Source organism: Desulfatiglans sp. (assembly GCA_012513605.1).
GTDB lineage: Bacteria > Desulfobacterota > DSM-4660 > Desulfatiglandales > HGW-15 > JAAZBV01.
Map to the genome: position 1 here is coordinate 88175 of JAAZBV010000085.1, position 19059 is coordinate 107233.

Below are 19059 nucleotides of genomic sequence, written 5' to 3' on the forward strand. Positions count from 1 at the left end.
ATCGTGAAAAATTTAACAGTTTACCTTACGCTTATAGTAATAATATTACTAGGAGGCCATGCACTATTCGCCTCTGATGCTAAACAGAAATCACAGGAAAACATTGCTACAGTAGTGGTTACAAACACAAGAAAAATGATCTTTGAAGAGAGGGTGGAAACATCCGGTAATCTTGAGACCAGATATTATTCTATTGTTTCTGCACGCTCTTCCGGGATTATAGATAATATCTTTGTCAGGGAGGGCGACCAGGTGATTTCCGGAAAAACAAACCTCTTCCAGATCGACAAGATAAAATCAGCACAGTCTGTTGATATCTCAAAACATTCTGTATCGGTTGCCGAGTTTACACACAGGGCCAGGGTCTCAACAGTTAAAAGAGTAGAGGCTGATTACAACAAGGCTAAGCTTGATTATGAACGTTATCAGAGGCTTTACAAAGATAACATGGCTGTTACAAAGAATGCCCTTGAAGCTCAGGAATCACGTTACATACAGACAAAGGCGGCTTTTGATGAGGCAAATGCAATGGCTGATCTATCTGAAAAGCAGCTTGAACAGGCGCGCGCACAATACATCATAGCAGAGAAGGATTATGAAAATTCCATGGGGCTTTCTCCTATCAGCGGCTATGTAAGTAAAAGGTTCAAAGAGCCAGGCGAAATGGTATCTGCTGGCACCCCCATTGTCCAGATAGATGACCTCTCTGTTCTTGAGGTTTCAGCTTTTCTTCCTGCTGCCTATTACCAGAAGGTGATCACCGATAAAACAACCATGAAAATAACTGTTGGCAACATAGATGTGGGGGAGCTTCCGGTGGTATATAAAAGCCCTGTGATTGACAGCAGACTCAGGAATTTTGAGATCAAGACCCTCATTAAAAATCCTCCCAAAGGGGTTACCTCAGGCGATATTGCCCGCATTAAAGTTGTTCTTCAGTCGCATTCAGGTACAGGCGTACCACGTGAAACAGTGCTCAGAAAACTCGACGGTATAAAATTATTTATAACACAACAGGGAATCGCAAAAATGGTTTCTGTTGAAACAGGGATTGAAAATGACGGCTGGATTGAAATTATCTCTAAGGATATTAAACAGGGTATACCTGTAGTTACCATGGGCCAGGATCGGCTTTTTGACGGCGCTCCTGTAACGATTCTCAGGGAGGAAAAATAAATGTTTCTTTCTGATGCATCCATAAGAAGACCTGTGGCCATGGGATGCCTTATCATCGCTTTTACCATTCTCGGGTTTAATGCCGCTAGAAAGATTGGCCTGGAGCTGATGCCAAGGGCTGAGATGCCATATGTAACCATCACCACAATATACCCTGGAGCAAGCCCTTCAGAGATCGAAACCGATATTGCAAAACCCATAGAAGACCAGATGGTAACACTGGACGGGCTCAAACATGTAACCTCTACATGCATGGAAAATGTGGCACAGACAATGCTTCAATTTAACCTTGATGTTGATGTTGATATAGCGGCAACCGATGTCCGCGAAAAACTTGACCTCATAAAGGCAGACTTTCCAAAGGATGCGGAAGACCCCAAGATACTCAAGTATGATATCAATGCATCTCCGATCATCCAGATGGCTTTAACAGGGGATGTTCCAATAGATGAGTTGTATGATTACGCGGACAATGCGCTGCGTGACCGGATCACGGTTATCTCAGGTGTAGCAGATGTTACCCTTGTTGGCGGTGCTGAGAGAGAGGTTCATGTGATACTTGACAGAGAAAAACTGGCTGCAAGATCTCTTACCAGTGCCAACGTTGTCCAGGCCATAAGCCAGGGAGTAGGAATTATTCCTTCCGGTCGTATCAGGGGAAACAACATGGAATACTCTGTAAAATATGATGCAGATTATACCAACGTTGAAGAGCTTAATTATCTTGAAGTCACCAACGTGGATGGCCAGCGTTGCTATATAAAAGATATTGGTCATGTTGGGATGAGCACTGAAGAGCTGAGGCAGATGGCTGTTGTGGATGGGAGGCAATGTGTTGCTATCAAGGTCGTTAAAAAATCCGATGCAAATGCAGTAAATGTAGTAAACGGTGTAAAAGCTGCAATGGATAGTATCAGGGAACGTCTCCCCGGAGGAATGGAGCTTTTATGGATAACCGATGACGGGACATTCATCGGTGCAACCATGAGCAGCGCCTGGTCAAATGTTATTCAGGGGATAATACTCACTGCCCTGATCCTTTTTGTGTTTCTTTATAATTTCAGGGCGCTCCTCGTTGTATCAATCACCATGCCTCTTACTATAATCATCGGCATTTTCTTTATGTATTTTATGGGGTTCACCTTTAACACCCTTACACTGCTTTCAATCGGCCTTTCTGTGGGTGTTCTGGTAACAAACTCGATAGTTGTTCTTGAGGCTATTTCAACAAGGCTTGATGAAACAGGAGACCCTGTAGCATCTTCCAGGCTTGGCGCAAAAGAGACTTTTATCGCTGTTCTGGCAAGTGCAGGGACAAATGTTGTGGTGCTTTTTCCTTTATCAATAATGGGAAGCCAGGTTGGTGTTTTCATTAAATCATTTGCCCTTTCAATGGTTATAATGACACTTGTTTCTCTTTTCATATCCTTTACACTTACTCCCCTTCTCTGCTCTCTGATGTTAAAACCAAAGGATAAAAATTCAAAATCACGCCTTGCCATAATGGAAAAGGGGTGGAACAATCTTTTTGACAGGATAGTATATGGTTATGGCAAATCTTTATCTTTTCTTGAAAGGCACAAATTTGCCGGGGTTGGTGTGCTGATTCTAGTTGCATTTTTCTTTTTCAGTTCACTCTTTATTGCATCAAGGCTGGGAAGCGGGTTTGTAAGCGAGTCTGACAGGGGTGATATCTTTGTGAAGCTGGAATTTCCCACCTGGTACAACCTTAACCATACAAAAAAACGGGTCGACGACTGCGTGGAAAGACTCAAAGATCTTCCAAACCTCAGGCATGTACTCATGAGCATCGGAAAGGTCGAGGGTATGATTGGGCAGGCTTCAGAGGGTGTAAACCTTGCTCAGGTCCTGCTTAGTTTTAATGATAAGACAGAGAGAGATGAGTCTATTCATGATCTGCTCAAAGAGATACGAAGCCGCCTGGAGAATGTTCCTGATGCCATCATTGCAGCCAGTATCCCCACAATAGTGGGAGGACAGAGTACAGGTATAGAGCTTGAAATCGCAGGTGAGGACTTAAGTGTACTTGACAGCCTCGCGATCAAGGCAAAAGAACTTACAATGGATATTAACGGGATAATTGATCAGGATACCACTGTAAGAATAGGAAAACCTGAGATCAGGATCAGGCCAAACAGGGAGATAATGGCAGATATTGGCCACCCGGTAACAGGGCTTGGTATTGTAATGAGAGGGAACATTGAAGGAATTGAAGCGGGCACATATAAACGCAATGCAAGAAACTATGACATTGTTGTAAAAATGGCAGAAACAGAGGGTAAAGAACAGATAAACAATACCCTTTTACCTGGTAAAAACGCCCCTATTCTTCTGGAAAACCTGGCATATATTGAAGAAACAACAATGCCGGTACAGATAATCAGAAAGGATAAACTCAGAATTTCCAAGCTTTTTGGCAACCTTGAAGATGGGATGCCGCTGGGTACGGCTGTCAGCAGGATAACAAAAGCCCTTAATGAAAAAGGCGGATTGATGCCAGGTTACCGCTTTTCCTTTTCAGGGATGTTTGAGGTAATGGCTGAGGCACAGACCGAAATATCTGAGGCAGCGATGCTTGCAATGGTACTTGTTTTTCTTACACTGGCAGCAATCATGGAATCTTTTAAACAGCCATTTATCATACTGATTACAGTTCCGCTAGCCTTGATAGGTATCTTTTATGGTCTTTTTGCCGCAGGAAAAAGCATTGAACTCTTTGCACTTATGGGTGGTGTAATGCTCATTGGCATTGTTGTTAATAATGCGATCCTGATAATGGACCGTCTTAATGTGCTGGTTAACGAAGGTGTGCCAAGGCACCAGGCAATGGTACGGGCAGCGTGTGACAGGTTCAGGCCCATTGCAATGATTACACTTGCCGCCGTGCTGGGTATGCTCCCGCTTGCAGCAGGGTCAGGGATCGGAGCGGAAATGAGACAGGCATGCGGCGCTGCATCTGTTGGTGGAATATTTGTATCGGGCATACTCACCATGTATGTGCTTCCGGTGATTTACAACATGTTTACAAGGAGAAAAAGCTAATATTTTTTTGTTCGAATAATGATGACAATAAGCCATAAACCCAAAAGGCTGGATATGAGGTAGCCTATTATCCCGAGCGCCGGATAGCCGAAGAATAAAGGACCTATACCGGTTGTTATAATCATTGATGAGCCGATGATAAGGGCCGCTATAATAACGCTGAATGCCACACGGTTTGAGATATTTTCAAGGGTGTGATTGAGGCTTTCAAGGTTTTCATGGCGGAATCTTATGGCAAGTTCATCACGATCAATCTTGTCTGCTATCCTTAGAATCCTTACAGGTATATCCTTCTGTATGGCTACAAATTTGAAGAAGGCCCTTTTTACAGCCTGCCATAATATCTCTGACCTGTAGCGTTTGGATGCAATTTTTCTAATATAGGTTTGCGCCTCAGTGACCACATTAAGTTCCGGGTAAATCTGTCTGGCAGTGCCTTCTGCTGTTACAAGGGCCTTTATCATGATAACAAGATCAGATGGCAATTTAAGCCTGTATTCTCTTAATATGTCTGTAATAGCCAGGAGCAGATGGCCTATATTCAGACCTTTTATAGGACCGGAAAAGAATAGATCAAGCACCTCGGATATCTCCCTTTCAAGTGCCCTGTCATCCACATCCCTTTCCTTGGCAGTAATCCTTAAAAGGGTATCCATTAAGAGGCTGCTGTCTTTTTCAACAATACCTCTTATAAGGTCTATCATGTCATAGCGGTCTCTTTCAGAAAGCCTCCCAACCATGCCCCAGTCTAAAAGGCACAGCCCCTTTTCAGTTGAATAGATTATGTTCCCCGGATGGGGATCTGCATGGAAATAACCATCTTCAAGTATCTGCTTTATGGCAGTGTTTAAACCCTGCTTTGCAATGGTATGCGGATCAGCAATATTAAGTGATGGTTCACTCAGTGCTGCGCCTTCGATAAATTCCGAAACCATTACCCTTTCTGAACAGTAATCAAGATACACTTCAGGTATATAAACATCGGGTTTATATGACCTTGCAATCTTCATATTCTTTGCCTCTCTGAAAAAATCCAACTCCTTCAGGAGGTTCCGCCTTGTTACCCTGAATAGGTTAGGAAGGTCATATATCTTGAGTTCTGTTGATCGTTCATGAAGGCGGTCTGCTATTGCCTTTAGTATATCAAGATCAACCTCCATCAGCCTTTTTATCCCTGGTCTCTGTACCTTAACGGCTACAGCAATGCCCTCTTTTTTTAAAACTGCCCTGTGGACCTGGCAAAGGGATGCTGCGGCAAATGGTGTCTGATTAAATTCAGAAAAGAATTGATCAATACTGCCACCCAGACTCTTTTCAAGTATCGCTGATATTAAACCATTATCAACTGTGGCAGCTTGATCCTGTAGTTTGCTGAGCTCCTTTACAAGATCGGGTGGAAGCAAATCAGGGCGGAGGCTCATGATCTGACCTATTTTTATGAATGTAGGCCCTAGCTCCTCCAGGATATGCTTGATCCTGACATAGGTACCTACATCCTTTCCCTCTTTGAATCCCTTTTTAAGAAGTTCTATGCCGGGGAATTCAAGCCTCTGTACAAGGTCTTCAAACCCGTATTTAAGCAGGGTTACGATAACCTCTCTGAACCTGCCCAGTCTTGCGATAGTACGAAAATGCAATCTCAGTTCACCTGTTAATTATTACCGGTTTTCTATTCTGCCGCTGTTCTATCTCGTTTTTCCAGCTCCTCTACCCTTTTCTGAAGTTCAGCCATCTCTTTCCGGCTGCACAGATCAAGCCCTTGCATGATCTTCTTTATGATGCCTGTGAACATATCTTCAAGCTCAGACCATTCGCGCTCGCCTGTTTTATAGAGTTCTTCCTTAAGGTTATGGGCATCATCTTTGCTTATCTTTGCCTCATCAACCATTGTGCGCGTGATCCTTTCTATCTTATCCTTTGTAAGAAACACAGCGCCAAGCCCTGAGAGTAGACCTTTTTTTATCTCTTCAAGCATGATAACCTCCTTTTTTGTTTTCAGGAATAATAACACTAAAGCTGCCAGTGGTAAAGCAGCGAGTTTACAGAACTATCAGTGGTGAAAACATTTCATCCACTGTTAATCCCCCGTGTATCCCGATGAGTTCCTTGTTTTTTTCCCCTGACAATGCTTCACGTATCATATAATTTTTCTTCATGATAAGGGTATAGTCACCTGTCCTCTGGTACAATTTCCTGTTTGGTTCATACAGGCCGAAAAAACCCTTTTCAATAATATCAAGGCTTTTATGCATACTGCAGTACTCTTCAAGGTTTTTACTGATATAGTTCTCAAACTCCGCCTCCATGCCAGGCCTGACATAACAGTATGCAACCCTCGGGTCTCCTGTAAGAGGCAGTGTAAGGGTATCTTTCAGGAGGAGGTGATCAGAGAGCCTTATCGTATGCCTTTCTGATGAATCTACCATCCCATGATCAGAAGTAACTACAAGGGCAGCATTGTATTTATCAAGTAACAGGGCAAGCCTCGAGATTTCGGTGTCTACCTTTTTTAGCTCTTCAAGGGTTTCATTGCTTTTAACCCCCTTTTCATGGGCTATTTTATCAATCTGATCCCAGTATGCAAAGATGAATTTCCTGTTGCCGCCTGAATCAAGGATATTTTCTATATTACTGAAAAATCCCTTGATATCTGAATATGCCTTTTTCTTTGAACCCTTTGTTATGGATGCTGAGCATTGTGAATTTGAATAGCTCTTATGAATAATCGAGTATGAGGCAGCGTCTAACCCCATAAAGACAGTATCCTGATCAAAGATATCTGTGAAGGGGATATTTCTTAAGGGGATACCGCCCGCCTTTGTTATAAAGGGGAGTATGCTTGTAATGATGCCTGTCTCCCTCAGGTATATGAACCAACCGGTTAGGCCATGCTGCTGAGGCGCAACCCCTGTTATAAGGCTTATATATGCAGAGGCAGTGCTTGATGGAAACACGGATGTCATCTTTCGTATGGTGTGTTTCTTTAGAAAAGTATCATCACCATATTCCATCAGGTAATTATATCCAAGGGCGTCAATAACTATAAAGACTATGTTTTTTTCTTTAAATGGCCCGATATCAAACCCGTTAAGCAGGGGATAAAGATAATCGCCTCCATAAGCCGATCTTATGGAACTTATCAGGTTAACAATACTGTTACCGGAATAGTCAGGGAGGAACGATGTAGATTTCATTTGTGATTTAGTCATAATTAACTATTAAAGGGTTTAAGTTTTGTAAAGGCACAGGGCGCAGGGTAAATCTTTAAAACGCTTTTTCCCAGCGCCTTGCCCTATACGCTCTGCGCAGCCTTTCCTTGAGCCTTGAGCCCTGAACCTTGCGCCTGGCTTTTATCCCATCCCCCACCTCTTAAACAGATCCTGATAAAGCGGCGGGAGCGGGAAGTTATAGTTCATCATATAATTAATATCCCTGTAGCCCTGTTTATACCCCTCGGTCAGTTTCTGCCCCTCTATCAGCTCCCCAAGTCTTGAACCAGGGAATGAAATTATAATTTCATCATCACCTGGTAATGCCCTCATATGTTCTCCAGGGTCAGGGAGCGCAACCATGTATTTCCGTTTCTGCATTACCGGTACCAAAAGATACGAGCATACCGGCGGAAAAAAGTGGTACATAACATCATCCTCCTTCTGCATAAAGTGAAGAGGCATAATAAGCCCCCTCATCTGCGCCGAATTTGAATAGATGATTATCACATCCGGTTCAAAGTTTACTGTCTTTAAAGGAGCTGAGACAATCCCTTTATATATACCTATTTCAAAGGCCGGAAACCGCATAAAAAGCCTGTATTCGGGGTCCTCAGGCCTCTCCACATGCCCATAGGCAATTAATGGGGCAAAGCAGTTATTGTCTTCTTTCAGCATGGCAATTGTCTTGTTATCTCTTCGTGATAATGCAAATGACTGGCACTGTGCAACAGGATGACCCAGGTCAATTGATGGCCTGATTGCGCCTGGAGGTATTGTATCTTCCGGTTTAAGCATCTTTACAGCAATCGGGGCAGTGCGAAGAGCAAACTTTCTCTCCAACTCTTCACCATATGAATTAAATTCCGATATGGATGTCATTTTGGTTTCTCCTTTGAATTATTAAGGATTAACTATAAAACTACTAGATTCCACGGTCAAGCTGTGGAATGACGAATTCTAAATTTGCCTTTATCATGTAATCCGGTCTTTCGTCCACGTCATTACCCGACTTGATCGGGCAATCCAATTCCATCTTCGTCATTACCCGACTTGATCGGGTAATCCAGTTTTTTGTTTTTTCATCCGGAATATCACAACTTATACATTGCTATATTCACAGAGATTTATCCTATCATATAAAATATTATTTGAAAGGATATATATAATTAATATATTGTTGTATCTCAAAAAAGAAGCAGATCGATTATAAATGATAAGGAGATGATAAATGCCAAAAATGAAAGGTGCAGAGGCATTAATAGAGGTATTAAAGAGTGAAGGTGTTGAATATGTCTTTGGTATACCAGGGGCAACAGAGGTGCTCTTTATGGATGCACTGGAAAAAACAACCGGTATAAAATATATACTTGGCCTTAATGAACTGGTATCAGCAGGTATGGCCGAAGGCTATGCCAGGGTTACAGGCAAGCCAGGTTTTTTAAATCTCCATACAGGGCCGGGTGTTGCCGGAGCACTTGCCATGCTATACAATGCACAGGCAGGAGGTGTTCCCCTTGTTATTACCGCGGGTCAGCAGGATACCAGGCTTTTACAGCAGGACCCCCATCTTACAGGCGATATTGCAGGCATGGGCAAGATATTTACCAAGTGGTGCACAGAGATACATCATGCTGAAGATATACCCATGATTATTCAGCGTGCATTCAAGATGGCCTTACAGCACCCACAGGGGCCGGTTCTTGTATCCCTGCCCCAGAACATAATGAATCAGGATATAGAATTTACCGGAAGAAAAAAAAGTACGATCTATTCAGGAACAAGGGCAGATGAGTCTGCTATTCAAAAGGCCCTTGACCTGATAAAGGCCTCTAATAATCCGGTAATCATGGTAGAAAGCGGTGTTACAAGATGCAATGCCTTAAATGAGGTTGTAAGATTTGCAGAGCTGACGGGCGCAAGGGTTTATCAGGCATGGATGTCAGATGTGAATTTTCATGTAAGGCATCCACAGTATATGGGTGACCTTGACCCCTCAATGCCAGGCACAAAAGAGACCCTTAAGGATGCTGACCTCCTGATTGGTGTGGGCTGTTCAGTTTTCAGTCCCAGCTTTTATAACCCTGAAGATATACTGCCGCAAAACATAAGGATTATGCATATTGATGAAAACCCGTGGGAACTCGGTAAAAACATGGTGACTGACTGCGGTATACAGGGCGATATCAAACAGGTGTTAACTGATCTTAACAGCGCCCTTGAAAACAGGCTTTCGGAAGAGATAACCAGGAAAATAGAAAATAGAAAAGAAGAAATAGAAAAGCAAAAAACTGAAAAAACCAATACTCTTAAAAAACAGATTGAATCCGAAAAAAACAGCATCCCGATTGCAGTATCCAGGCTCATGAAGGAGATAGATAAGCTTACAAATGAGAATACTATTATTGTTGATGATTGCTGGTCATCTTCACAGATGCTCAGGCAGGTTGTTGACCTAAAAAATGCCTGGCAGTTTATTCGTGCCCGCAAGGGCGGAAGCATAGGCTGGGGTCTTCCCGGTGCAATGGGTGCATCCCTTGGCGCTCCTGGTAAAAAAATCATAGCAGTGTGCGGTGACGGCAGCGCTGCCTGGGGCATGCAGAGTTTATGGACCGCTGCAAGGTATAATATCCCTGTAACATTTGTGATTACAAATAACGGGGTCTACAGGCAGGTGAAACTGGTAAGAAGACATGTGCTGGGCGATTATGTACTTACTGAAAAGCATGCCGGCATGGATATAGATGAACCTGTTATTGATTTTAAACAACTGGCAGAGTCAATGGGTGTCAACGGGGTTCAGGTCAAAGAACCGGGAAAACTTGAAAATGCTCTTAATGATGCGGTTAAGGATAATCATCCCAGGCTTGTCGAGGTGTTTATTGAGAATAAACCGAAGGTGTAGAAAAAGAGGGGTCCAGGATTCAAGGTGCCAAGGGTTCAAGTGGAAAAGATGAACGTCCAACATCGAACGTTCAATGTTCAACCTCCAATCGGAAAAAAAGGCAATGAAAAGATAATTTGTTCTGTATTCCATTGAACAATGTAGGGGTGGACCCGCGTGTCTACCCGGCATTTGGGTATGTGAACCGTTACCACTCGACCCCTGGAACCCTTTTTCTATTTATATGGATCCTCCCCATCCCACTTCCCACCGTTTGCCAGCACTGTATAAAGGGCATCATGAGTCATTGTCTCAAAGATGGTAAACTCATTAAATGATATCAACTCCCTGTCATCTACGTAAAGGCGTTCACTGGAGAGTTCTTTTACTGCAGGAAGCACCTTTGCGTTTCCACCACTCCACCCCGGTATGCCCGGACCAAATACCGTGATACCAGGTTTTGGACCCCATCCTTTTGATATGGTATAGGCACTCTCACGGTCATGGGGATTATGCACCTGGTTAAAACCCAGCCCTGTCACATAGGATATATTTAGGGGATTGAGTCCGAGCTTGTAATCCATGAACTCAGATGCAGCATCCAGATATTCCTGATCTCCGCTGAGACGATAATAAAGCATAGGCGCGCATGCATAGAGTGGCTGTCTTACATTGTGCCCCCAGCCTCCTGATTTTGAATTATTCCCTATTGGATATGCATGTTTCCTCAATTCATCTATGTTGCTGTCAGCAGCCTCTTTAATGGCATTTGTAAAAAATTGAACTACCTCAGGATCAACAGGCAACCTTTTTTCGACGATATAGGAATAGATATACGCAGGGTTATCAAAACCCGCATCATTCAGTGAATAACCCGGTGTAGCATAAATATTCTTTTTAAGTGCTTCAGCCGCCCTGTAAAGCTCTTTTACCTTTTGATGTGCCTCATCACTTCCTGTAAGCAAATATTTCTGGATAAAATAATAGAGCCTTTCAGGCGCAGCCATATCCTTTTCACTATATTTTAATGCCCTTTCCGCCCGGTCAAACAGTTGAGCAGATTTTTCCGGTTTATAGGGCTTTATTATCCTTGCAAGATGCATAAAGAGCCCCGCGCATGTCGTAGTGGCCCTTGCATCTATGGCTACAGTCCCGTATTTTTTAGTATCCCTGTCCATTGGAGCAGCAAATGGTTCAGGATACCCCTTTGTCTCAGTACCAAAGTGAACACTGCCATCTTCATTCTGCAGATATTCCCATGGAAGTGCGCCCCATTCTGCCTCATCGATTATATCCGGGATATTATTTGTATAGTTCTTGATATTATATTCAGAATCGAATTCTCCGGGGATGTCATACTGGTTGTCATAAAAATATTCAGGGAATGCCTCATATATCATCAGATTTATTATCGGGTTTGAGATATGATATGCCCTTCTGTCTGCATCTCCTGCATCATGGTATCCGCCGTAAACCCTGAACTCTCTTTCATTACCCTTAACCTCGATATTTGCCTCACCTATCGGGCCGTCAACATCATAAATAATGGTGTGACATGGTTTTTCTCTGATATCAGGATTATGTATGGGGCACCCGCACCGCTGCAAATACTGGGCACGGAACAGTAGATAGGCAGCGCGTTTTAAAAACTCACCCCCTACCCCGAATAGATATGAAGCGCCATAGCCTTCTACAACTATTTTATATGGTCCGCCCTCAGGCACTTTGGATAGATCAATACGATAGACAAAATCACCGGATGATTCATCATTGCCAATCTCATTAAGCTGACCTTTTAAAATACTCTTACCGGAGGAGGTTTGAATTACTTCATAACCCGGTATATTCCCATCTATTTTTTGGCTTCCACCAGTACCAAGCCAGATTGCGAAATTTGCATACCGCGTTTTTGATAAAGCGCTGTAACCCGCCTGATTAACCTTTATAGATTCACAAAGGATATCAGCGGAGTTAAATACAAACCTTTTATCCCCATAAGGGGTTTCCACCAGATATTCTTTGCCATCCTTAAGCGGTTCAGTCTTTATATAGATATGATGATCACATGGGTCAGCCTGCATGACATACTTATATATCCCTTTTGCAGGCGCTCTGTTAATTTTCCAGGCAGCCGTGTTACTGATATCCGCTTCATTGATATCAATAATGTCACTGGTAAAAACTAGTGCAAGAACATCCTTTGATGCAGTGCGAAGCTCTTTGAGTGTGAGTTCAGCATAGGAATTAGTACATGTAAGCAGGATTAGTGTAACAAATATTTTAAGATTTCGGGGCATGTAAATTATCTCTCCAATCACAATTTTACATTGCTTCATTACCACACATTAATATCCTTGGACGCTGTCTTTATCCTCTCCCCATCAGATTCTGTTAAGAACCTCTCTTCCACCAGCTTGTCTGTAACATCATATACCTTTTTAAGGTAATCCTGCTTAGCCGGGTATAAAGCCTTTATCTTTTCAGCATCAAAGGTCACCTTATACCCTGCAAGGGAACAGAAAAATCCGCTCGCCTCATCCAGTGCCTTACTGTTTCCGAAATATGTTGCCGCAGGCGCCTCAACATAAGGATGCCTTACACCTCCAAGGGCATTACCATGTTCATCAAGCTTTATTGTTATTCCATTTTTGCCAGGGGCCTTTTCTGTTACGATAGGCTCTGCCTTTGGCGGAGGGGTATTAGTTCTGATCCATGCGTAAAGATTCTGATAGGCGCTGTTCATGAAAAACTCTAATGGAAAATCAGTCACCCCGTATTGATCAATACCCTCACATTTTGTTACTGTATCAGGCACACCCGCCCTGGCCGAATCAGCAGAATTAGGCGAGTTATCCATGCTTTTTTTATTTACATGGGCTGCGCCCGGTATCTCATACCTTCTGAATCTGTCAGTTAGCTCATCATTGTCAGGCCGTCTGGCTACAACTGTAGAGTTAAGCAGGCCCTGGGTAACCACGCTTATTACAGGTACACCACTTGGTTTTATTGTTACACCCCTTTCTCCGGGGGGCACAGCATCTACACACTGGTTTAAGGGTACAATAAAGGCATCGCCATCACCTATCATGTAGCCGTCAAATATCGGCCTGCCATTAGCCATTTTTGCAGTATCAAGCGGGTGTATAAGATTGATATACGTTGTAAGGTAGCCACCTGTCTGTGAATAGCCAGTGGCAATAAGGTATTTCACATCATACCCCTTTAAAGGGTTTAAATCCTTGCCCTTAAGCAGTTTACCAACCTGGCTTACAATATCCCAGACAAGGCCGTTTTCTGTCTCTTTTGTTGTATCATTGAGGGTTGAAGGTTTTATTTCACATCTCTCCTTTTTTGGCGCAGGATTATCCATTGATAATACACTGTAGCGCTCAGGATTAAATTTTTTGAGTGCCTCAAGTGCAATGGGTTTTACTGTAATACCAACCCATATGTCGCCATTCTCTATAAAGAAATCCCTGCAAAACATCCATTGAAGATCCATATCAAACATATTTGTCGGGTTATTTAACTCCAGAACCACATTACCGCTGAACCGTGATTTATCCTCCGGACGCCTTACGAGTATCCTTGTAGTGTATGGTGCATCAGCCCATTTTACTATAACCTTTCCTGCTGGATCATAATCATAAACATTTGCCTTCCCGCTTACAAAATATTCCTCTTCTATGTAACCCGAGGATGCAATATTCTGCGGCACAACAGATTGGTCTGCCCCATTAAAGGGATATGATCCATCAGTCACATTGACAGGCCCTGTTACATTGAAATGGCTGATCTCGCCATTAACATCTTTAGAACATGAATAACAAAATAATATTAGAAAAAATATAGACGATACGAGATAGAGTTTCTTCATTTAATATTACCCCTATTTATGTGTTTTTTAAAAGGACAGCTATGTGCAATACAATGGTATTATTAAACCTTTTTGATATTTTCCGCCACCCTTTTCTTATATCTACAGTTTCATATCAAATTATTGCCTCATTGTAGAGCTACCAAATAAACCCTTTCCAGCCGATTAATGATAATCGAAAGGAAGATAACTATTTCATGCCTGATCAAAATTAATCATGGGGGAGCGATGCCATTACAAAAAATATTATTCTGGCTGTATCTATTAACAGGCATAGTTACCGGAATTATCGTGATGATAATGCCTGTTACAGGTATAGCACTCACCTATCAGAAGCAGATTACAAACTGGGCGAATAAAAAAAATCTGCATTATAAACCCAACTCCCGGTTCCCAACATCTTCCGGTTGCAGTTATCCAATTTAAGTAGTGGAAATGTATCTTACTGGGCCTTTTTTAAAGGTGTTGTATAAAGCCATAATGTATGCTCTGAGTTATCCTCGTTTGATATGATCTCTATCTTTTTATCAGGGATATATCCGAACAGATCATAATTGTGAAACACAAGCCTTGAACCGGGTTTGAGGGTCTCAAACTGTGGTAAAAGTCTTAAGTTCATTTCAGGTAGAAGATAAATCGGGAGCACATCCGCCTCACTTATATCCACTGTAAAGATATCTGCCTGGATAATCTTTACAAGGTCTGAAACATTATTTCTATCTGCATTCTTTCGGGATTCCCGAACCATAACCGGGTCAATCTCATAACCTATCCCTTTGCTGCCATATTTCTGCGCAGCCAGAACAAGCATCCTTGCATCTCCGCATCCAAGGTCAACAACAAGGTCATCCTTTTTCACCCCTGCCATGTGAAGCATCTGGGAAACAATGTCATATGGTGACCCTACATAAACCACATCAGGTGTCTGTATAAATATCGGCTCTTCTGTGCCCTCCCCTGCAAAAAGCACTGGCAGGCATAAAAAAAAGATAATCGGGATAATAAACTTTACAGAAAATTTGATCTTTTTCATGGTATCTCTCTCCTCTCGGTTTCAGGCTGATAAAATCAGTTTCAACGAAAAATAGCAAGGGATGGAAACCTCATAATAACATCCCGAACCGCCATATCATTCAGGCCCGAACCCTCCGCATACACGATACGCAGGTTTGGCATGGATATAAAATAGGATAGATCCATATCCGATATTGAGCATTTTTCAATATTCAATTCATTTAGCCTTGCCATCCCGGATAGAGCCTTTATACCCTGCCCTGAAATCTGTGTGTCGGCAACAGAAAGCACCTCAAGATTTTTGAAACGTGATATCTCAACCATATCTTTGTCTGTAATCCTGTTCCCGCTTAGATTCAGCACCTTCAGGGTGTCAACAGCGTTGATTTTTTTTAACACCCCGCCATCGATATTTGTATTCTGAAGGGCCAGTGCCTCAAGGTTAGTAAGACTGGATATCCAGGAAAAATCGGCCCCATCAAGATTGGTGTCATGTATGTAGAGCCGTTTGAGAGAAATGCACTTTTTAAGATGTTTTAACCCTTTAGCTGATATTTCACCCTTACCGATCTCAAGCCATTCAAGAGAAGGAAGATGGGGAAGATAACTCATTGCCTTGTCGTTAAACTCACCATTTTTTGCCTCTATCCAGCGGATATGACCATTCGGATCGGTCTGGACAGGGATGCCTGCCTGTGTGAGTCTGTCTACTGATTTTTTACTGTCTTTCGGGAGAACAGCATTATTACCGCTTGGGGACACATTACATGAAAAGAACAATGCTAAAACAACCGTATACCACACTCTCTTTAAATTTAATGCCATTGGAACACCTGTAATTCTGTTTTTTCATAAATGAAATCCTGTTTTTAATCGCACACAGGATAGTGAAAAAAGCCGTAGTCTTTATGTTTTTTTGTACTTCAAAAGACTACGACCTGAAAATCATACAACCTCAAAGGTAGTTATCGTACTTTTACAAACAGGGTGGCAATAATTCCAAGCACACAAAAAGGAATCATCCAGTAACCTGCAATTGCCCAGCTTTCCTGTAATCCTGCTGTTGCGGCATAAGCCTCCTGAATTCGTGGAAAAAGTATACCGGCAACAAACATACCTATGTTCTGAACGAAAATAGCTATAGCCATACCTATTCCGATGAACTGGGGTTTCTTTGCCACTTCAGGAACTGAAGCAAGAAGTACCGCTGCGAGAGGACCGTGCAGAATACCAAATACGAAGGTATACAGAGGAATCATATTGCCTTCAACTTTAAATGGGAAAAGGAAGGTTAAGGTCACAAGGGTAAAGGGAATAATAATCATAATCTTACGTTTACCGATAGTGTCAGATATCCAGCCTCCGATCGGTGATGAAATGATTGAAAACCCAAATACAAAAGCGGTGACAAAAGAAGCATACATAAGAGGACCTTTATCGAAAGTCGGAAGAAAATTTCTAAATTCCATCAGGAATGACGGGTAAACATTAGTTACTGCCATAACAACCAGGTTATAGCAGCCAAACGCGATACCAATCATCCAGAAACTGCGGTTAGCCATCCCCTGTAACAGGCTGGGAGAGGCATCCTCTCCTGGAGGCGGAGCAGGTGCGGGCGCCATTTCATCTGCCCTGGGCATACGAAACATAATTGCAAATATAATAAAGGAGAGAGCAGAAAAACCAGCGCATAACCACCATACATATTTCCAGCCGAAGGATGCATCAATTAATGGTGCGATAAGCAACATAACTATATTACCTATTCCAACGCTGGTTGCCCATATTCCTGTGGGTAGAGATGTTTTTTGTAAAGGAAACCATATGCTGATTGCCAGTGGCGCAGTTACCATAATCAGCCCCATCCCCACTCCTTCGATGAACCGTCCTACTTTGAGCATTAAAAATGTTGTTGCTAGGGCGCCAATTGTAGGCCCTATTGCAACTGCGGCAACAGAAATCAATGCAGTCATCTTGATTCCAAATTTTTTAAGAATAAAGCCGGCAGGAAGAGCAAGAACAAATCCCATGATCGAAAAGATGCCCATCAGATCACCTGTTTCGACAAATGTCACACTAAATTCCTTGTTTAGTGTGACCATCAGTGGCGGCACCTTGAACAAATTAAGAGTTGCCGACAATGTAACCATGTAAAGTGCAAACACTATTCCCCAGGCATAGGCTGGAGTTTTCGGGATTGCTGTAGATTGCTGATTCATTGGACCTCCTTTTTTACGTTATCCTATTGGAATAACGGACGAAAAATGGTTAATGAGAAGTCCCTGCAAGGGGCAGGACAAAAAAAATATATTTTTATGATTTATCGCGGGCGTATAATATTGTTGCTCTATCTCTTTGTCAAGAAAACTCATTTTAGTAGTTGACTCTGTATGGTGAAATAATTATTATAAGGCCAAAGAGTAAGATAAAATAAAAGAGAAAAAGGAGAAGCGAATAGGAAAAAGCAGTTAAACATAATTTTGAAAGGAGAGTAACTATGACGACACTACGAAACCCAGGCATCAACTTTCCCATCTTAAACGGTTTAGCAGCATTAATAATAACAGGTTTGCTTCTCATACTTTGCGTACAGCTTGTAAAATTCACCCCTCCAGCACCCAATGTAAAACATAAACCAATGTTTATTAATTATGTTCCTCCAGCAGATCTGCCTGATCCGATTGAGGAAGAGGTAATTACTCCAAAACCTATTAACCCTGTAAATAATACTCTACCTGAAAGGATTCAATATGAAGCGTTGCCGGACCTTAATACTGGTATAAATAAAATTGGCAATGTCCCGATACCTGTTGTAAAATCAGGGGATATTATTACAACACCTCGAAAGATTCCTGATATATATACACTTAGCCAGGTTGACCGCAAACCCCGCGTAATTCGGCCTTTTACCCCAATATACCCTTATGATGCACAGAGAAAAGGGATTGAAGGCAATGTGGTTCTGCGTTTTGTCGTGGATGAAAATGGAATGGTTCAGAACCCTGAAGTAATAAAGGCTGAACCGGCTGGTGTCTTTGAGCAGGCAGCACTTGCGGCTATCGTTAAATACAAATTTGACCCAGCGGTAGTGAATACGAAAAAGGTAAAATGTTACGCAGTTCTTCCGATTGGGTTCAGACTTAATTAGTCTTTATCCAAAAACTCGCATCTCCGCTTGCCCATCCTCAGGAATAATCTGCATCATAAGTGGATGGGGATCAGTTGGCTCCTTTACGCCCCCTTCGGGTGAAGGGGCCATAGAAACAGAACGGACAATCAGGGCCTCTATCTCTGAGACCTTCGCACCCATTTCAACCTTGAGCCTTACAGCATACCAGTTATTATTTCCATTTTCATTGATCCTGTCAAGAAGCCCTACCTGCCCTGTTTTTTCATCTATAACATCTACACGATAGGTGGGCATGGCAGATGCGGTATTCCACAGGCCGTCATTAAGATTAATACGCACCCCGTTTTCAGTATATTTTACATTTTTAGTCGTAGGTAGTTTTGAGGCATCATGAGCAGTAAGGGCATTAAGATATTTTGTCATAAATCCTGCCAGGCATTCACGGTTGCACTCACCTGAACCTGCTGCACCGGTTGAAACAGAAAGGCATAGTACAGAGACTGTTAACATGGTTAAGATTGTTCGTTTCATGGTATCTCCTTTATCTTTTTAAGTTATAATTGACCTTAAAACCAAAAGAAAATTGGCTCCTCACAAGAATTTGTGGGTGCCAGGTTAATAAAAAACTTGAAAGCATGAATCAAATCAAGTACTTCCTGTTGGTGACTAACCTATGGGAAGGAGGATATGATTCATGCTTATCGAA

The 19059-nt window shown here is 42.3% G+C and carries 15 protein-coding genes; 5 read left to right on the forward strand and 10 right to left on the reverse strand.

Annotated features, from left to right (window positions below):
- Positions 1 to 3: 3 nt before the first annotated feature.
- Positions 4 to 1176 (forward strand): efflux RND transporter periplasmic adaptor subunit, encoded by a 1173-nt coding sequence (locus GX654_11040; GenBank protein NLD37392.1) that lies wholly within the window; start codon positions 4 to 6, stop codon positions 1174 to 1176.
- A complete protein-coding gene (locus GX654_11045; GenBank protein NLD37393.1) occupies positions 1177 to 4239 on the forward strand; it encodes an efflux RND transporter permease subunit in 3063 nt (1020 codons plus the stop codon).
- On the opposite strand, the gene GX654_11050 is transcribed toward GX654_11045, so the two are convergent.
- The 4 genes from GX654_11050 to GX654_11065 form a co-directional block, all read right to left on the reverse strand.
- Positions 4236 to 5876, reverse strand: coding sequence for an AarF/ABC1/UbiB kinase family protein (locus GX654_11050; protein ID NLD37394.1), 1641 nt, complete (start codon positions 5874 to 5876; stop codon positions 4236 to 4238). The genes GX654_11045 and GX654_11050 overlap by 4 nt on opposite strands.
- A gap of 32 nt (positions 5877 to 5908) precedes the next feature.
- Complete coding sequence (locus GX654_11055) at positions 5909 to 6214, reverse strand: hypothetical protein (GenBank protein ID NLD37395.1); 306 nt, start codon at positions 6212 to 6214, stop codon at positions 5909 to 5911.
- 64 nt (positions 6215 to 6278) lie between these two features.
- Entirely contained in the window at positions 6279 to 7448 is a 1170-nt protein-coding gene (locus GX654_11060) for an alkaline phosphatase family protein (GenBank protein ID NLD37396.1), read from the reverse strand.
- Positions 7449 to 7589: 141 nt separating this feature from the next.
- Entirely contained in the window at positions 7590 to 8330 is a 741-nt protein-coding gene (locus GX654_11065; GenBank protein ID NLD37397.1) for a DUF169 domain-containing protein, read from the reverse strand.
- Between the two features lie 349 nt (positions 8331 to 8679).
- Here GX654_11065 and GX654_11070 point away from each other — a divergent pair, with 349 nt between their 5' ends.
- Positions 8680 to 10353, forward strand: coding sequence for a thiamine pyrophosphate-binding protein (locus tag GX654_11070; protein ID NLD37398.1), 1674 nt, complete (start codon positions 8680 to 8682; stop codon positions 10351 to 10353).
- A gap of 215 nt (positions 10354 to 10568) precedes the next feature.
- Here GX654_11070 and GX654_11075 read toward each other — a convergent pair whose 3' ends face one another.
- Positions 10569 to 12629, reverse strand: a complete 2061-nt coding sequence (locus tag GX654_11075; GenBank protein NLD37399.1) for a hypothetical protein — start codon at positions 12627 to 12629, stop codon at positions 10569 to 10571.
- A 38-nt stretch (positions 12630 to 12667) separates the two neighbouring features.
- The gene (locus GX654_11080) at positions 12668 to 14209 is read right to left on the reverse strand and encodes a hypothetical protein (GenBank protein ID NLD37400.1); all 1542 of its coding nucleotides are present in this window, start codon (positions 14207 to 14209) and stop codon (positions 12668 to 12670) included.
- Between the two features lie 228 nt (positions 14210 to 14437).
- On the opposite strand from GX654_11080, the gene GX654_11085 reads away from it, so the two are divergent.
- Positions 14438 to 14635 (forward strand): PepSY domain-containing protein, encoded by a 198-nt coding sequence (locus GX654_11085; protein ID NLD37401.1) that lies wholly within the window; start codon positions 14438 to 14440, stop codon positions 14633 to 14635.
- A gap of 16 nt (positions 14636 to 14651) precedes the next feature.
- Here the strand turns inward: GX654_11085 and GX654_11090 are convergent, their stop codons facing one another.
- From GX654_11090 to GX654_11100, 3 genes are all read right to left on the reverse strand, one after another.
- The gene (locus GX654_11090; protein NLD37402.1) at positions 14652 to 15242 is read right to left on the reverse strand and encodes a methyltransferase domain-containing protein; all 591 of its coding nucleotides are present in this window, start codon (positions 15240 to 15242) and stop codon (positions 14652 to 14654) included.
- Between the two features lie 41 nt (positions 15243 to 15283).
- Positions 15284 to 16048, reverse strand: coding sequence for a hypothetical protein (locus GX654_11095; GenBank protein NLD37403.1), 765 nt, complete (start codon positions 16046 to 16048; stop codon positions 15284 to 15286).
- 140 nt (positions 16049 to 16188) lie between these two features.
- Positions 16189 to 17442, reverse strand: a complete 1254-nt coding sequence (locus GX654_11100) for an MFS transporter (protein ID NLD37404.1) — start codon at positions 17440 to 17442, stop codon at positions 16189 to 16191.
- 278 nt (positions 17443 to 17720) lie between these two features.
- On the opposite strand from GX654_11100, the gene GX654_11105 reads away from it, so the two are divergent.
- On the forward strand, positions 17721 to 18371 hold the full coding sequence (locus GX654_11105; protein ID NLD37405.1) for a TonB family protein: 651 nt from the start codon (positions 17721 to 17723) through the stop codon (positions 18369 to 18371).
- Between the two features lie 3 nt (positions 18372 to 18374).
- Here GX654_11105 and GX654_11110 read toward each other — a convergent pair whose 3' ends face one another.
- Entirely contained in the window at positions 18375 to 18884 is a 510-nt protein-coding gene (locus GX654_11110) for a hypothetical protein (protein ID NLD37406.1), read from the reverse strand.
- Positions 18885 to 19059: the final 175 nt, after the last annotated feature.

Bases quoted from the DNA above. Each gene is read 5' to 3' on its own strand.
- GX654_11055 (NLD37395.1), bottom strand. From the start codon at position 6,214: ATGCTTGAAGAGATAAAAAAAGGTCTACTCTCAGGGCTTGGCGCTGTG.
- GX654_11060 (NLD37396.1), bottom strand. From the start codon at position 7,448: ATGACTAAATCACAAATGAAATCTACATCGTTCCTCCCTGACTATTCC.
- GX654_11095 (NLD37403.1), bottom strand. From the start codon at position 16,048: ATGGCATTAAATTTAAAGAGAGTGTGGTATACGGTTGTTTTAGCATTG.
- GX654_11075 (NLD37399.1), bottom strand. From the start codon at position 12,629: ATGCCCCGAAATCTTAAAATATTTGTTACACTAATCCTGCTTACATGT.
- GX654_11105 (NLD37405.1), top strand. From the start codon at position 17,721: ATGACGACACTACGAAACCCAGGCATCAACTTTCCCATCTTAAACGGT.
- GX654_11070 (NLD37398.1), top strand. From the start codon at position 8,680: ATGCCAAAAATGAAAGGTGCAGAGGCATTAATAGAGGTATTAAAGAGT.
- GX654_11065 (NLD37397.1), bottom strand. From the start codon at position 8,330: ATGACATCCATATCGGAATTTAATTCATATGGTGAAGAGTTGGAGAGA.
- GX654_11085 (NLD37401.1), top strand. From the start codon at position 14,438: ATGCCATTACAAAAAATATTATTCTGGCTGTATCTATTAACAGGCATA.
- GX654_11045 (NLD37393.1), top strand. From the start codon at position 1,177: ATGTTTCTTTCTGATGCATCCATAAGAAGACCTGTGGCCATGGGATGC.
- GX654_11080 (NLD37400.1), bottom strand. From the start codon at position 14,209: ATGAAGAAACTCTATCTCGTATCGTCTATATTTTTTCTAATATTATTT.
- GX654_11100 (NLD37404.1), bottom strand. From the start codon at position 17,442: ATGAATCAGCAATCTACAGCAATCCCGAAAACTCCAGCCTATGCCTGG.
- GX654_11090 (NLD37402.1), bottom strand. From the start codon at position 15,242: ATGAAAAAGATCAAATTTTCTGTAAAGTTTATTATCCCGATTATCTTT.
- GX654_11110 (NLD37406.1), bottom strand. From the start codon at position 18,884: ATGAAACGAACAATCTTAACCATGTTAACAGTCTCTGTACTATGCCTT.